Origin of the sequence: Burkholderia aenigmatica (assembly GCF_902499175.1) — a bacterium.
Classification (GTDB): Bacteria; Pseudomonadota; Gammaproteobacteria; order Burkholderiales; family Burkholderiaceae; genus Burkholderia; species Burkholderia aenigmatica.
Map to the genome: position 1 here is coordinate 22,109 of NZ_CABVQC010000052.1, position 15,092 is coordinate 37,200.

Below are 15,092 nucleotides of genomic sequence, written 5' to 3' on the forward strand. Positions count from 1 at the left end.
GGGGCGGCGCCGGTGCGGCCGCCGTCCCGGTTCACGGGGGCGGTGCACCGGCGCGCCTTCAGGTCAGGACGCCTTCACGAGCTTGACGATCGTCAGCGTGCCGTCGACCTTCTCGATCCGCACCTTGACCTTGTCGCCCGCATGCGCGTGCTCGAGCATCGCCGCGTCCTTCGCCTTGAAGGCCATCGTCATCGGGGGCATCCCGACGTTGTCGAGCGCGCCGTGCTTCAGCGTGATCTTGCCGCTCGCGGCATCGACCTTCTTCACTTCGGCGTCGGTCAACGCGGCATTCGACTCGCCCGCGCCGCCCGGCGACATCTTCATGCCGGACATGTCCATGCCCGCCATGTCGCCTGCTGCAAAGGCGGGTGCGGCGAACGCGCCGATCGCGAGAACGGCTGCGGCGGTGGTGACAGTGATCAACTTCTTCATCGGGATTCTCCGGTTGGGATGGATGGCACGTGTGTGCCGTGAGGAACTGCATCGGAATGCCGCGTGTCGCGCATGCGTCGCGCACGACGGCGCTGCAGCAGGAGCCACGCGGCTGGAATGACGAACATCGACAGCAGCGGCGCCGTGACCATGCCGCCGACCATCGGCGCAGCGATGCGCTGCATGACTTCGGAGCCGGCGCCGTGCCCGACCATGATCGGCACGAGGCCGGCGAGCACGACGGCGACCGTCATCGCCTTGGGCCGCACGCGCAACACCGCGCCTTCGCGGATCGCGTCGAGCAGCAACGCATCGGTCAGCGGTTCGCCGGCCTCGAGCCGGCGCTGCAGCGCGCCCTTCAGGTACAGCAGCATCACGACGCCGAACTCGGCGGCCACGCCCGCGAGGGCGATAAAGCCCACCGACGTCGCGACGGACACCGCATGGCCGAGCGCCCACACGAGCCAGAAGCCGCCGACCAGCGCGAACGGCACCGTCGACATCAGCAGAAGCGCATCGGCCGCCGAGCCGAACGTCAGGAACAGCAACACGAAGATCACCACGAGCGTGACCGGCACGACGGTGCGCAGCTTGGCCGCCGCGCGTTCGAGATACTCGAACTGCCCCGACCACGCGATCGAATAGCCGGGCGGCAACGCGACCCGCTGCGCCACGGCCTGCTGCATCGCGCGCACGGCGCTCTGCAGATCGGTGCCGCGGATGTCGACGTACACGTAGCCGGACAGTCGCGCGTTCTCGCTGCGGATCATCGGCGGCCCGTCGGCGATCGCGATGCGTGCGACGTCGCCCAGGCGGATCTGCGCGCCGCGCGCGGTGACGACCGGCAGTTGCCGCAGGTTCTCGACCGAATCGCGCACCTCGCGCGGGTAGCGGACGCTGATCGGGAAGCGCTCGCGCCCCGCGATCACCTCGCCGACGTCGTCGCCGCCGACCGCCGACGACACGACCGACTGGATATCGGCTACCGACAGCCCGTAGCGGGCGGCCGCGAGCCGGTCGATGTCGACGTCGATGTAGCGTCCGCCGTTCAGCCGCTCCGCGAGCGCGGACGTGACACCCGGCACGGGTTTCACCGCTGCCTCGACCTGCTTCGCGATCGCGTCGATGCCGGCCAGGTCAGGCCCGGAGATCTTCACGCCGACCGGCGTCTTGATCCCGGTGGACAGCATGTCGAGCCGGTTGCGGATCGGCGGCACCCACACGTTCGACAGGCCCGGCACCTTCACCGTGCGATCGAGTTCGTCGACGAGCTTCTCCGGTGTCATGCCGGGCCGCCATGCGCTGCGCGGCTTGAACCGGATCGTCGTCTCGAACATCTCGAGCGGCGCGGGATCGGTCGCGGTATCGGCACGGCCCGATTTGCCGAACACCGTGTCGACCTCGGGCACGGTCTTGATCAGCCGGTCGGTCTGCTGCAGCAGCTCGCTCGCCTTGTCGGCGGAGATGCCCGGCAGCGCGGTCGGCATGTACAGCAGGTCGCCTTCGTCGAGCGGCGGCATGAATTCACCGCCGAGCCACGACACGGGCACGGCCGTCAGCACCAGCGCGACGACCGCGACGCCGATCGCGAACCACGGGCGCGCGAGCGTCGCTTCGAGCAGCGGCCGGTACACGCGGATCAGCACGCGGTTGATCGGATTCGCGTGCTCGTGCGGAATGCGGCCGCGCACGAGATAGCCCATCAGCACCGGCACCAGCGTCACCGACAGCCCGGCGGCGGCGGCGATCGTGTAGGTCTTCGTGAACGCCAGCGGCGCGAACAGCTTGCCTTCCTGCCCTTCCAGCGAAAACACCGGAATGAACGACAGCGTGATGATCAGCAGCGAGAAGAACAGCGCGGGCCCGACCTCCGCGGCCGACGTCGCGACGAGCTCCCACCGCCGCGCCGGCGTAATCGGTTCGCCGGGATGCGCGTGGTCGTACGCCTCCAGGTGCTTGTGCGCGTTCTCGATCATCACGATGGCCGCGTCGATCATCGCGCCGATTGCGATCGCGATCCCGCCAAGCGACATCAGGTTCGCATTGACACCCTGGTATCGCATCACGATGAACGCGGCCAGCACGCCGAGCGGCAGCGACAGGATCGCGACGAACGCGCTGCGCAGATGGAACAGGAACACCGCGCAGACGATCCCGACGATCACGAACTCCTCGATCAGCTTGTCCTTCAGGTTGCCCACCGCGCGCTCGATCAGTTGCGAGCGGTCGTAGGTCGTGACGATCTCGACACCGGGCGGCAACGAACGCTTCAGGTCGGCCAGCTTCGCCTTCACCGCATCGATCGTGGTCAGCGCGTTCTTGCCCGAACGCATCACGACGACGCCGCCCGTCACCTCGCCCTGCCCGTTCAGCTCGGCGATCCCGCGCCGCATCGCGGGGCCGACCTGGATGCGCGCGACATCGCCGAGCAGCACCGGCGTACCGGCGTCGTTCGTGCGCAGCACCACGTGCCGGAAATCGTCGAGCGTGCGCAGGTAGCCGGTCGAACGCACCATGTACTCCGACTCGGCCAACTCGACGACCGAGCCGCCGGACGCCTGGTTCGCATTGCCGAGCGCGTTCGCGACTTCCGCCTGCGTGATGCCGTACGCGCGCAACCGGTCCGGATCGAGCACGACCTGGTACTGCTGCACCATGCCGCCGATGCTCGCGACTTCCGACACGTCCGGCACCGCCTTCAGCTCGAACTTCAGGAACCAGTCGTTGAGCGCGCGCAATTGCCCGAGATCGTGACGGCCGGTGCGATCGACGAGCGCGTACTCGTACACCCAGCCGACGCCGGTCGCATCCGGCCCGAGCGACACGGTGGCGCCTGCGGGCAGCCGGCTCTGCACCTGGCTCAGGTATTCGAGCACGCGCGAGCGCGCCCAGTACGGATCGGTGCGGTCGTCGAACAGCACGTAGACGAACGCGTCGCCGAACGACGAGTACGCGCGGACGGTTTTCGCGCCGGGCACGCCGAGCAGCGTGGTCGTCAACGGATAGGTCACCTGATCCTCGACGATCTGCGGCGCCTTGCCCGGATACGACGCCTTCACGATCACCTGCGTATCCGACAGGTCAGGCAATGCATCGAGCGGCGTCTGCCCGAGCGAGTGGACGCCCCATGCGGCGATCAGCACGGTGGCGAGCAGCACGAGGAAGCGGTTGTGGACCGACCAGCGAATGAGGCGCGCGATCATCGTTCGCCTCCCTGCGGTTCGACCTTCGTCAGCCGATAGCCGTCGTCGCTCGGCGTGAACGCGAAGCGCACCGTCTGGCCCGGCTTCACATCCGGGAACGCGCCGGCCGACGGCTTGCCGAACGCCATCGTCATCGCGCCCCAGCCGAGCGCCGGAACGGGACGATGCGAGAACGTGATGTCGTCGGCCGTGACCTGTTCGACCTTGCCGGTGGTTTCATAGATCGGTGCCGCAGCGTTCGGCGCCGACGCGGACGTCGCCGCCGCCGTGCTGGCGCCGCTGTCGCTTGCCAGTCGCGGCAGCACGCTTTTCAGGCTCGCCTCGGAGTCGATCAGGAACTGGCCCGATGCAACGACCGTGTCGCCTTCGCTCAGCCCGCCGAGCACTTCGGTGTCGCTGCCGACGTCGTTGCCCACCGTCACCGTCGCGGGCTGAAGCCGGCCGTCGCGGTTCTTCACGATGACGATCGAGCGCTTGCCTGTCGCGATCACCGCTTCGGACGGCACGAGCAGGCGCGACACGGTCTGCCGCGCGGCGACCTGCACGCGCATCAGCATGCCGGGCGTGAGCTTCAGCGCGGTGTTGTCGAGCTCCACGCGCGCCTGCAGCGTGCGGCTGCTCGTGCTGATGCCGGGCAGCACCTCGCGGATGCGGCCGGTGAAATGCCGCGTCGGGTCGCCCGCGAACGTCGCGTCGACCGGCATCCCCGGCTGCACGTTCAGCGCAAGCGCTTCCGGCACCTCGACGATGAGCCACAGCGTCGACAGTCCCGCGATCTTCGCCAGCGTCTGGCCGGGCGCGACCATCGCGCCGTCCCGCACGTTCAGCTCGCTGACGACGCCGGTTTCCGGCGCGCTCAGCACGACGTGCGTCTGCACGCGACCGGTGCGCTCGAGGCTCGCGATCATGCCGTCGGGAATCGACAGCGCCCGCATCCGTGCGCGCGCTGCATCGAGCAGGCTGCCGTCCATCCCGCCGCGCCTGAGCGCGAGGTACTCCTCCTGTGGCGCAAGCCAGTCGGGCACGAACAGCGACGCCACCGGCGCGCCCTTCGCGATGCGCTGCATCGGTGCGCGCGCATACAGACGGTCGATGTAGCCGGTCACGCGCGACTGGACGACGTCCGCGCGCGATTCGTCGAACTGGGTGGTGCCCACCGCATCGAATCCGGCCGCCGTCTGCTGGCGATGGACGGTCGCGAAGCGGATGCCGAGATTCTGCTGCAGGCCCGGATCGATCCGGATACCGGACGCGCCGCCGCCTTCGTCCGCATAGACGGGCTGCAACTGCATGTCCATGAATGGCGACTTGCCCGGTTTGTCGAAGTGCTGGTTCGGCACCATCGGGTCGTGCCAGTACAGCACCTTGCGTCCGGTCTTCGGGTCGGTTTTGGCGGTCGAGGTCGACCCGGTAGTATCCGTGGCCGTCGCGGCGGTCGCCGCATGGCGCATCCCCGCGAAATAGCCCGCGCCGAGCAGCGCGGCACCAGCGAACGCCAGCAAGGCCGCTCGGGCCCGTGTTTGCTTCGTCATGTCGTTCTCCTTTATTGCGAGGCGGCCAGCGTCGACGGCACGACCTGGTATTCGAGCTGTGCCCAGGTCTGCGCAACCTCGCGCCGGAGATCGAGCACCTGCAGTTGCGCATCCAGTTGCGCGCGGCGCGCGGCGAACGTCTCCGCGAGCGAGCCGGTGCCGGCGCGATACGCGGCATTCGCCAGCTGCACGCGCTGGTCGGCCGCGGGCAGCAACGCAGCGCCGAGATTCGCGATGCGTGCACGACCGCTCGCGAGCGTCGCGGACTGCGTGCGGATATCCGCCTGTACCTGGCGCAGCGTGTCCTCGTACATCAGGCGCGCCTTCGTCGCGAGCGCGGCCTTTTCGGCGACATCGCGGTTCTGGCGGTTCCCGCGATTGAGCGGCAGCGGGATCGTGACGCCGACGGACACCATGTTCGAATACGCGCCGCCCCGCTGCTGGTACGCCACTTCCCATGTCCAGTTCGGGCTGCGTTCGCTGTTCGCGACGGCGGTATCGGCTTCGGCGACGGCGATATCGTCGGCGGCCGTGATCAGCGCCGGCTGCGACAGGCGCAGCGTGTCCGGCGGCAACGACGACACGAAGGATTCCGGCGCGGGCGGCGTGCCCGTGACGTCCGACGCCGGCACGGCGGTCCAGCGCGACAACGCGATGAGCGCGGTCTGGTAGACCTGCTGCGCCTTCAGCCACTGATCCTGCGTCTGCGCGAGCATGGCCCGCGCCTGGACGACATCGGCCGCACTCGCCTTCGCGCCGCGATACGACGCCTTCGTCGCTTCGAGTTCGTGGTTCATGTGATCGAGCAGCGCCTGCTGCAGCGCGAGCGCCTGCTTCGCGTAGACGGCGTTCAGCCACGCCGTCGCGGTTTGCTGGCGTACGGTCGCGAGTTGCGCGAGATAACCGGCGCGCTCGCGCCCGACCTGCTCGCCGGCGAGCGCCGTGCGCAGGCGCCGCTTGTCGCCGGACACCCACTCCTGCTCGATGCCGATGCGACGCATCGTCATGAAGTCCTGGCCGATCGTGAAGCGCTGGCCGCCATTGACCGGCAGGTTGTCGATGCCGGCCTTGAGCATCGGGTCGGGCAACTGCCCGGCCTTCACGGCCGCCTCCGAGCTGGCGCGCACCGATGCCTGGGCGGCCTGCATCGACGCGGAATGATCGGTGGCGGCCTGCAGCGCGGCGTCCAGCGTGAAAGGCGGTTGCTGCGCGTGAACCGCGCCCGCGACCAGCAGCGCCGCCCAAAGCATGGGCGCGCGCCGACGCGCACGCCGCGCAGGCGGCGTGCCGAAATGGAATGACATGGTTTAACCCCAACGGCGGAACCCCATAGGGATTCCACGTCCTGATACAGGACGAACCTCACCGCGAATGCGGCGAACCTATCGGATCGGGATCAACTGATGCGTGGCGGGCGCCACAACCCGTTCGGGTCGCGGACCGGGAGGATCTGCGCGTAGTGGAAGGCGACAGTGCTGGCGAATGCAGCGGGGCGACTGACTTCGGCACGAGCGGCCGGATGATAGAGACTGCCGAACTGGCATTGCGCCGTCAGCTTGCAGGACATGCCCTTCGCTTTCGCGTGGACCTTGCCGGCAGGCGACGACTTCATCGAATCGCAACCCGGCATGTCGGCGGTCATGCCGGTACCCATGTCCATCGACATGCCCTGCTGCATCATCGGACATTCCCCGGCCAGGCCGCTGGCTGCCAGCCCGCTGATGGGCAGCACCGCGCAGAGCAGCAACAGGATGATGGTCCGGAGGAATTTCATGGCGGCGATTATAGCGCGGGGCCTTGATGTGTGGCGGTGCGTCGATACGGCGCTACGACGCGCCGTATCCGCGACCGCCGCCGCACGCTACCGCGCCAGAGCTTCAGCCTCCAGCACGGCCCGCACCGCCGGACGCGCCCGCACCCGCTCGTACCACGCATGCAGATGCGCATACCGGGTCAGGTCGATATCCGCGTGGTACACCGAGCGCATCCAGTCGGCCTTGCCCCAGCCCGTCAGCGCGAACAGGTACGCATCGGCAACCGTGAACGTGTCGCCCATCAGGAACGTATGGCCGTCGAGCTGACGGTCGATCCATGCAAAGCGGCTGTCGAGCTTCGTTCTCGCCGGGTCGACGTACTTCCCCGCCTGCACCGCGTACAGCAGCGGAATGAAACCCTTGTGGATTTCCGCCGTGAGAAAGTTCAGCCACTCCATCAGCCGATAGCGGCCGAGCGTGCCGTAGGCGGGCGCGAGTTCGGCTTGCGGACACCGATCCGCGAGATACTGCGCGATCACCGGCCCTTCGCGCAGCAGCGTGCCGTCGTCGAGTTCGAGCAGCGGCACGTAGCCGAGTTCGGTCACATCGTAGTAATTGCGCCCGTCTTCAATGACATGCTTGCGCGCGTCGACCTTGATGACCTCCGCGTCGATGCCGCCTTCGCGCAGCACGATGCAGATGGCCTGGGAACAGCTTCCGGGAGCGTGATAGAGCTTCATGCGTGTCCTTCGTGGATTGTCCATGTATCGATTCGCCGCGACGCGGGCGCTAATATCTCGCATCGACGCAAGGCTGAGAAGACGGCAGTCGTTTGTGCCGTAGTCACAAAAAATTTACCGACCAGGATTGAGCACGATGAAAACGAGCGCGACCGGATGTTCCGTCGAAGAAGCGATGCGCCTGCTCGGCGGCCGCTGGCGGCTGCTGCTGGTGTCGTATCTGCTCGACGGGCCGCGGCGCTTCAGCGACCTGCGGCGCGACATGCCCGGCATCTCGCAACGGATGCTGACGCTCGACCTGCGCGCGCTCGAAGACGCCGGGCTCGTATTGCGAACCGTCTACCCGGAAGTGCCGGTACGGGTCGAGTACGACCTGACCGCCGACGGCGACCGGCTGCGGCCCGTCGTCGAAGTGATGCGCGAATTCGGGCTGTGGCTGAAGGCGCGCGATGCCGATGCGGCGTGCGCTACCGGCGTAACGCCCGGCGCGGCAGCCGCGATCGACACGGCCCTCCATTCAACCCGATAACCCCTACTCCCTTATGCAGGAACCCGCCTTCATGGAACTTCACGCCACTATCGGCGCGGCGACGTCCGATCTCGACGACGACGAAAGCTTCGCCAACATCTACTGTCACGACGCCGAGCAGGACTATTGCTTCGCGCTGTCGCGCTTCCCGGACGACGCGCTGATCGAAGTGATGGTGCGCGACCAGATCAACGTGCGCGTCAAGGATCTGTCGGTGCGCCTGACGGACGACACGATCGACGTCGAGATCGAACCCGCCCTCGCCGCGCGGCTCGACGGCCAGACGCGCTACGTGATCCATCTCGCGCCCGGTCAATACGATCCGGTCGCGCTGCGCGCCGCGCTGAAGGAGATCTTCGTCGGCAAGAACGGCTTTCAGGACGACAGCACGCGCGGCTAACGGCTCAATCGTACGGTCATCGTCGCCTGCGCGATGGCCTGGTAGTGCGCGGTGAAGCCGACGACCGCCGGCGTCGCGTCACGCTCGACCGGCAGCTTCGCCACCTTGAGCGCGGTCAGCGTGATGACGTAGCGATGTGTCTCGCCTTGCGGCGGGCACGGGCCGAGATAGCCGGCGTGGCCGGTGTCGTTCTTCATCGGGACGGCACCCGCCGGCAGCCTGCCAACGTCATTACCCGAGCCAGGCGCGATGCCACGCGCGGACGCCGGTATATCGGCGACGACCCAGTGCCAGAAACCCGAGCCCGTCGGTGCATCGGCATCGAACATCGTCAGCAGGTAGCTTTGCGTACCCGCCGGCGCATCCGTCCATCTTATGGATGGCGAAACATTCTCGCCGTGGCAGCCGAAGGTGCCCGATACCTGCGCGTGATCGAACGCGCCGCCAGCCAGCTCCGCGCTTTCGATCGAAAAATCGCCGGCCCGCGCCGTCCCGACGGCGATCATGGCGGCACACAGGGCCAAACCGGGCTTGAGTGTCTTCATCGTCAATCTCACGAGCGAGCAGGAATGGAACGGCCATTCTTGCAATCGCGCCGATCCCGAACAAGGCGAGCAAAGGTACCGGTATCGCGACTACCCGGCAGCGGCCGGTCAGGCGAAGCGATACCGGACGACCCGCGCGACCGGTTCGACATCGATTCCGGCCCGTCGTCGGTGCTGCTGACCTGCGACGCACACGGCAAGCGCGTCTCGCGCCACGATCGCCGCCCTTTCCCACATATTGAGCGCCGTTCGTCCCATTAATAGGGATACCTGTCCAAATGTTGACGCACTGCGCGCCACGGCTCTAACGTTCGCCCCAACGCCATTCGATTCGGCCGCCCCGCTCGCGGGCGACGGCCGGGCATAGAACACAGGAGACAACCGTGGCCCATTCCGCGTCACGCACGCACGCCAACCCGCCGGAACAGCGGCCCGCACACGCCGGCATCGCATCCGATTCCGCCGCCCGCGCGGCCGCGACGCAGGCTGCGCCACCGAGCCGCAAGCGGCTGCTGATCCTCGCGTTGCTATTCGTCACCGTCGTGATCAACTATCTCGACCGCAGCAACCTGTCGATCGCCGCGCCCGCGCTGTTCAAGGAGCTGAACATCGATCCGGTGCGCGCGGGCCTCGTGTTCTCCGCGTTCGGCTGGACCTACGCGCTGATGCAGATCCCGGGCGGCTGGCTCGTCGACAAGGTGTCGCCGCGCGTGCTGTACGCGGGTGCGCTCGCACTGTGGTCGGCCGCGACGCTGCTGCTCGGCTTCGCGGGCTCGTTCGTCGGGCTGATCGTGCTGCGCCTCGCGGTGGGCGCGCTCGAGGCGCCGGCCTACCCGATCAACAACCGCGTGGTGACGACGTGGTTCCCGACCCGCGAACGTGCGAGCGCGATCGGCGGCTACACGTCGGGCCAGTTCGTCGGCCTCGCATTCCTCACGCCGGTGCTCGCATGGTTGCAGGTGCATCTCGGCTGGCACATGGTGTTCGTCGCGACCGGCCTCGCCGGCATCGCATGGGCCGCGATCTGGTACGCGGTGTACCGCGAGCCGCGCGCGTTTCGCGGCGTCAACGCGGCCGAGATCGCGCTGATCCGCGACGGCGGCGGGCTCGTCGATCTCGAAGACCGCGTCGCGGCACGCAGCGAACGCGCACCGTCGACGTGGCGCGACCTCGGCGTCGTGCTCGGCCGGCGCAAGCTGTGGGGCATCTATCTCGGCCAGTTCGCGCTGAACTCGACGCTGTGGTTCTTCCTCACGTGGTTCCCGACCTACCTCGTGAAGTATCGCGGGATGGACTTCATCAAGTCGGGCTTCCTCGCGTCGCTGCCGTTCCTCGCCGCGTTCGTCGGCGTGCTGTGCTCGGGCGTGCTGTCGGACTGGCTGATGCGCCGCGGCGCATCGCAGGGCTTCGCGCGCAAGCTGCCGATCATCTCGGGGCTGCTGATCTCGACCTGCATCATCGGCGCGAACTACGTCACGTCGACGGGCTGGGTGATCGCGTTCATGACGATCGCGTTCTTCGGCAACGGCTTCGCGTCGATCACGTGGTCGCTCGTGTCGGGGCTCGCGCCCGCGCGGCTGCTCGGCCTGACGGGCGGCGTGTTCAACCTGATCGGCAACCTGTCCGCGATCGCAACGCCGATCGTGATCGGGCTGCTGGTGGACGGCGCGGACTTCTCGCGCGCGATCACCTACATCGCCGCCATGGCGCTCGCGGGCAGCCTGTCGTACGGGCTGCTGGTCGGCAAGGTCGAGCGCATCGACGCATAAGCGTCGGCAACGCACGGGCGGCCCGCGCACGCCGCCCTGCTTTACCGCTACCGCTGAACGCGCGTCGCGTCAGAACCGCTGAGACCCGCCGCGCGCCAGATCGTGCGGATTGCCTGCCACGTAGTCGAGCACGCACGCATCGGTATCGATGCCGACGGTCAGCAGCGTTTCCCAGCGCTCGGTGTCGGGCATCGACAGGTCCGGATGGAAACACACGACGGCCTGGTCGCCGGCCACGCCGCACATCGCCGCCGCGCGTTCGCGCACATCGGCACTCGTCATCCCGTTCACGACGTCGTTCAGGTGCGAGAAACGCTCGCGCGTGGTCGAGCTGTCCGGCATGCACTCGCCGCCGCTCAGCGCTTGGTCGAGGAAGTGATTCGTATGCAGCAGCCATCCGTCCGGACGCGGCACGACGATACCCACGCCCGACGGGCTCAGCTCGATGCTCGCCGCGCGCGGGTTCGCGTCATGCCGCGTGAATACGGTCAGCACCGTCGACGCGCTCACGCGTGCGGTGCGGGCCAGTTCGATCGCTTCCTGAACCGTCGTCGCTTCTTCGAGAATCCGCCGTGCGATCGCATGCACGGGCACGCCCGCGCTGCCGTTGTCGCTCGTATGGTGCAGGATGTTGAAGTGCAGCCCGAGCCCCGCGCTGTTCACGCCGAGCTTCGCCAGCATCCCGAATTCGGAGAACAACTTGACGGTGCGGCCGTGCCGCGTCTCCAGCTTCAGCAGCAGCCCCTGCGGCGCGAGGCTGTCGTGCCAGTCCCACGTCTGCAGCGTGCGCGGCGCCTGCGGGCCGGCCGGCGCGTAGACGGTCGTCGAACATTCGCCTTCCGTCGATGCCGGCGCGATCGCGAGAATCTCGGTGCGCGCGTTCAGGCACGCGAGCTGCCAGCGCGGCAGGTCGACGGCATGTGCGATCGCGTCGATTTCGCCGACCAGGTCAGGCGCCCACGCCTCGAGCGACGCGACGCTCGCCTCGCCGATCTCCCGAGCCCGCTGCGGATCGATGCCGAGCTTCGGGAAGAACGCGAGATAAAGCGCGACGGTCTGCCGGATCTCCGGCGCGAAACGCTCGCCGATCTGGCGGCCGCGCTCGCGCGAATCGCGGGTGTCGGTCACGAAGGTGTGCAGTTTCACGATGGTTTCTCCTGGGTTGAATGCGGACCGAGGGATGCCCGGCCCAGAATGTCACGCGTCGCGAGCGACGACAATGAAAAAAGCGGGGCCGTGCCGCGCGACGCGGCGCGGCCCCGTGCTCAGAACGAATAGATGAACTGCATTCCGGCGAGATCGTTGCTGCGCGAGTACGTACCGTTGCTCTTCAGGAACACCGGATGGTTCGCCGCGTCGTGGCGGTATTCGAGCTTCACGGTGATCTGCTGCGTCGGATAGAACAGCAGGTCGGCCGTGATCGCGTAGCGCTGCGCGCCCTTGCACTCGGTGCCGTTGCTCGACGAGCCGTGGAAGCACGCCGGATCGATGCCGAAGCCGCTCGACCCGTTCAGCGACGGATTGCCGCCCGCGAGCCCGTACTGGATGTTGGTGCCGCCGCCGCCGTTCGACGTGTTGTTCAGGTAGTCGAAACGCAGCGTCGCGCCCATGCGGCCGACCCACGACGTCGTCCACTTCGTATGGCCGAGCAACGACATCCCGTACCAGCGGGCGGTACCGCCGTTCCATGCACCCTTCTGCAACTCGCCGTAATCGACCTGCGCGTTGACCTGGGTCTTGTCGTGCGTATAGGTCACGTCGGCCTCCACGTACTTGTAGAGACCGGTCGGCGACGAGCCGTTGCACTGGTAACCGTAGCCGCCCGGCGTCGCGCACGGCGAGAACAGCGACTGCCGGCCGAGCATCCCGGAGATGCCGAAGTCGAAGGCGGTCGATGTCGCGTTGTCAAAGCGCGCGGTGATCGTCGGCGTCCAGTTGGTCTTCGTCGTGTTGTTCGCCGCGTTCGCGATCGCGCCGGCGGTGCGCAGCACCTCGTTGCCGATCACGACCTGCCAGAAGCGCGTCATCGCCGCGTTGGAGCCCTTCAGCCCGACGCCGATCAGGTTGCCCGGTTCGCTGAAGTCGTACAACAGCCCGTGCGTGAGCGTCAGCATCTGGTTCGACGGCTGCACCTCGTAGCCGGCGAGGCTCGGCATCATCCCGACCTCGAAGGTGCGCGTCGTGCTGAGCGGCACCGTGACCACCGCCTGCGTGATGATGTTGTTGCCGATGCCGCCGTGCGAATTGCTGAACACGTTGCCGAAGCCACGGTTCGGCTGGATCACGACCTCCGCCGACGGCGCCATCGGGCCGACGCCGAAGGTCTTCTTGATGTCGAGGTAGACGTCGCCGATCGTGCTGTTGAAGTAGTCGTACGCACCCGGATCGTGGTTCAGGAACTGGAAGCCGGACGTGCGCTGCGCGCGGTTGAACAGATACACGGGATCGACGTAGCCGGTGATGCTCAGGCCCGCGAGCGGGCCGGTGGTCGCCGCTTCCTGCAGCGAGTCGACCTTCAGCGATGCGTTCGCGATCTGCTCGCGCATCTGCTGCAGGTCGTCGTTCGTGAATGCCGGCGCCGAGTCGGCGGCCGGCGCGGCGGCCGCTGCCGTGTTGATCGAACCGATCTTCGCGCCGCCCGAGGCGGCGGTGGCAGTTGCAGTCGTTGCCGCGCCTGCAGGCTTCGCCGCCAGCATGCTCGCGCGCAGCTCGTTCACCTGCTGCTGCAACGCCGTGACCTGCGCCTGCAGTGCCTTCATCTTGCTCGAGTCGGTCGCCTGCGGCGTGTGCGCGAATGCCGAAGCGGCTTCGAACGCGAGCACGCACAGCGCCGTCATGTGTTTGATTTTCATGTCGTGGGTGGTCGTCGGGACGAGCGCGCCCCCGCCCGCCGCGATGAGCGGCGGGGCGCGCGAAAGGTAGACGGGAGTGGGGAGAGCGGCGGCCGGCTTACTCGGTCTTCAGCTTCGTCCAGAGACGGTTCTGCAGACGCATCAGCTCAGGCGGAACCGGCTTGCTGAGGCTCAGCTTGCGGATCACGTCGGCGGGCGGGAATACGGCGGGATCGCTCGTCACTTCGGCGCGCACCAGGTGCTTCGACGACGGCACGGCCGACGGGTACGACGTGTCGTTGGTCAGGTTCGCGCTCTCCTTCTCCGACAGCACGAAGTTGACGAACTTCAGCGCGGCGTCCGGGTGCGGCGCATCCTTCGGCACCGCCATCATGTCGAACCACATCGCGCTGCCCTCGGCGGGGATCACGTACTTGATGTGATACGGCTTCTTCGCGGAAGCAGCCGCGATCCGCGCGGAGTTCACGTCGCCCGACCAGCCGAGCGCGAGGCAGATGTCGCCGCCCGCGAGGTCGTTGATGTAGCTGCTCGAATTGAACTGCGTGATGTACGGCCGCACCGTCTTCAGCAGCTCGTACGCGGCCTGGTAGTCGGCCGGGTTCGTCGTGTTCGGATCCTTCTTCAGGTACACGAACGCCATCCCGAACGCGTCGACCGGCGAATCGAGCACCGATATGCCGCAGTGCTTCAGCTTCTGCGCGTACTTCGGGTCGAATAGCAGCGCCCAGCTGTCGAGCGGCGCGTCGTTGCCGAGCGCGGCCTTCACCTTCTCGACGTTCATCCCGAGCCCGTCGGTGCCCCAGGTCCACGGAATGCCGAACTGGTTACCCGGATCGTCCTTCGCGAGCACCTTCATGATTTCCGGATCGAGCAGCCCGTAGTTCGGCACCTGGCTCTTGTCGATCTTGCGGTAGATGCCGGCCTGCAGTTGCCGCGCCCAGAAGATGTCGGACGGCACGACCACGTCATAACCCGACGTGCCTGACAGCAGCTTCGCCTGCAGCGTCTCGTTCGAATCGAACTCCTGGTAGACCACCTTGATGCCGGTCGCCTTCTCGAAGTTCGCGATCGTCGCCTTGCCGATCGAGTTGCCCCAGTTGTACACGTTGACGACGTCCGCCGCGTGCGCGACCGGCGCGCCGGCCCACAGGACGCCGCCCAGCGCGAGCGCCGCGCATGCCGTTTTCAGATGCTTGCTCCAATCCCCTGCCATGGTTTCCTCCGTCGATATCATGATCCGCTCGCGATGAACGGTGTGTGCTTCGGTCCGGAAAAATGTAGCCAGAGGAAATTGGCCGGTCTGCCCTGCCAATAGGGGGACACGCCGCACAATCGG

The 15,092-nt window shown here is 67.4% G+C and carries 13 protein-coding genes; 3 read left to right on the forward strand and 10 right to left on the reverse strand.

Features of this window, described 5'->3' with window-relative positions; translation table 11 throughout:
• Positions 1-63: 63 nt before the first annotated feature.
• The 6 genes from BDO18943_RS29860 to gstA form a co-directional block, all read right to left on the reverse strand.
• Positions 64-432: a copper-binding protein gene (locus BDO18943_RS29860; protein WP_175025102.1), complete on the reverse strand. Its 369-nt coding sequence runs from the start codon at positions 430-432 to the stop codon at positions 64-66.
• Positions 429-3,635, reverse strand: a complete 3,207-nt coding sequence (locus tag BDO18943_RS29865) for an efflux RND transporter permease subunit (RefSeq protein ID WP_175025103.1) — start codon at positions 3,633-3,635, stop codon at positions 429-431. Before BDO18943_RS29865 ends, BDO18943_RS29860 begins: the two co-directional genes overlap by 4 nt.
• On the reverse strand, positions 3,632-5,167 hold the full coding sequence (locus tag BDO18943_RS29870; protein ID WP_175025104.1) for an efflux RND transporter periplasmic adaptor subunit: 1,536 nt from the start codon (positions 5,165-5,167) through the stop codon (positions 3,632-3,634). Before BDO18943_RS29870 ends, BDO18943_RS29865 begins: the two co-directional genes overlap by 4 nt.
• A gap of 11 nt (positions 5,168-5,178) precedes the next feature.
• Positions 5,179-6,471: a TolC family protein gene (locus tag BDO18943_RS29875; RefSeq protein ID WP_175025105.1), complete on the reverse strand. Its 1,293-nt coding sequence runs from the start codon at positions 6,469-6,471 to the stop codon at positions 5,179-5,181.
• Positions 6,472-6,563: 92 nt separating this feature from the next.
• Positions 6,564-6,941, reverse strand: a complete 378-nt coding sequence (locus BDO18943_RS29880; RefSeq protein ID WP_175025106.1) for a hypothetical protein — start codon at positions 6,939-6,941, stop codon at positions 6,564-6,566.
• Between the two features lie 87 nt (positions 6,942-7,028).
• Positions 7,029-7,661, reverse strand: a complete 633-nt coding sequence (gene gstA, locus BDO18943_RS29885) for a glutathione transferase GstA (protein ID WP_175025107.1) — start codon at positions 7,659-7,661, stop codon at positions 7,029-7,031.
• Positions 7,662-7,797: 136 nt separating this feature from the next.
• Between gstA and BDO18943_RS29890 the strand changes: the two genes are divergently transcribed.
• Both BDO18943_RS29890 and BDO18943_RS29895 read left to right on the forward strand, forming a co-directional pair.
• On the forward strand, positions 7,798-8,190 hold the full coding sequence (locus tag BDO18943_RS29890; protein WP_175025108.1) for a winged helix-turn-helix transcriptional regulator: 393 nt from the start codon (positions 7,798-7,800) through the stop codon (positions 8,188-8,190).
• A gap of 31 nt (positions 8,191-8,221) precedes the next feature.
• Entirely contained in the window at positions 8,222-8,590 is a 369-nt protein-coding gene (locus tag BDO18943_RS29895) for a hypothetical protein (protein ID WP_122948700.1), read from the forward strand.
• Here BDO18943_RS29895 and BDO18943_RS29900 read toward each other — a convergent pair.
• On the reverse strand, positions 8,587-9,135 hold the full coding sequence (locus BDO18943_RS29900) for a YbhB/YbcL family Raf kinase inhibitor-like protein (RefSeq protein ID WP_235996223.1): 549 nt from the start codon (positions 9,133-9,135) through the stop codon (positions 8,587-8,589). The genes BDO18943_RS29895 and BDO18943_RS29900 overlap by 4 nt on opposite strands.
• Before the next feature lie 383 nt (positions 9,136-9,518).
• Here BDO18943_RS29900 and BDO18943_RS29905 point away from each other — a divergent pair, with 383 nt between their 5' ends.
• On the forward strand, positions 9,519-10,904 hold the full coding sequence (locus BDO18943_RS29905) for an MFS transporter (RefSeq protein WP_175025109.1): 1,386 nt from the start codon (positions 9,519-9,521) through the stop codon (positions 10,902-10,904).
• A 69-nt stretch (positions 10,905-10,973) separates the two neighbouring features.
• Here the strand turns inward: BDO18943_RS29905 and BDO18943_RS29910 are convergent, their stop codons facing one another.
• The 3 genes from BDO18943_RS29910 to BDO18943_RS29920 form a co-directional block, all read right to left on the reverse strand.
• Complete coding sequence (locus BDO18943_RS29910) at positions 10,974-12,050, reverse strand: C45 family autoproteolytic acyltransferase/hydolase (protein WP_175025110.1); 1,077 nt, start codon at positions 12,048-12,050, stop codon at positions 10,974-10,976.
• Between the two features lie 119 nt (positions 12,051-12,169).
• Positions 12,170-13,756, reverse strand: coding sequence for a DUF3138 family protein (locus BDO18943_RS29915; RefSeq protein ID WP_175025111.1), 1,587 nt, complete (start codon positions 13,754-13,756; stop codon positions 12,170-12,172).
• A gap of 97 nt (positions 13,757-13,853) precedes the next feature.
• Positions 13,854-14,969: a polyamine ABC transporter substrate-binding protein gene (locus tag BDO18943_RS29920; protein ID WP_175025112.1), complete on the reverse strand. Its 1,116-nt coding sequence runs from the start codon at positions 14,967-14,969 to the stop codon at positions 13,854-13,856.
• Between the last annotated feature and the right edge of the window lie 123 nt (positions 14,970-15,092).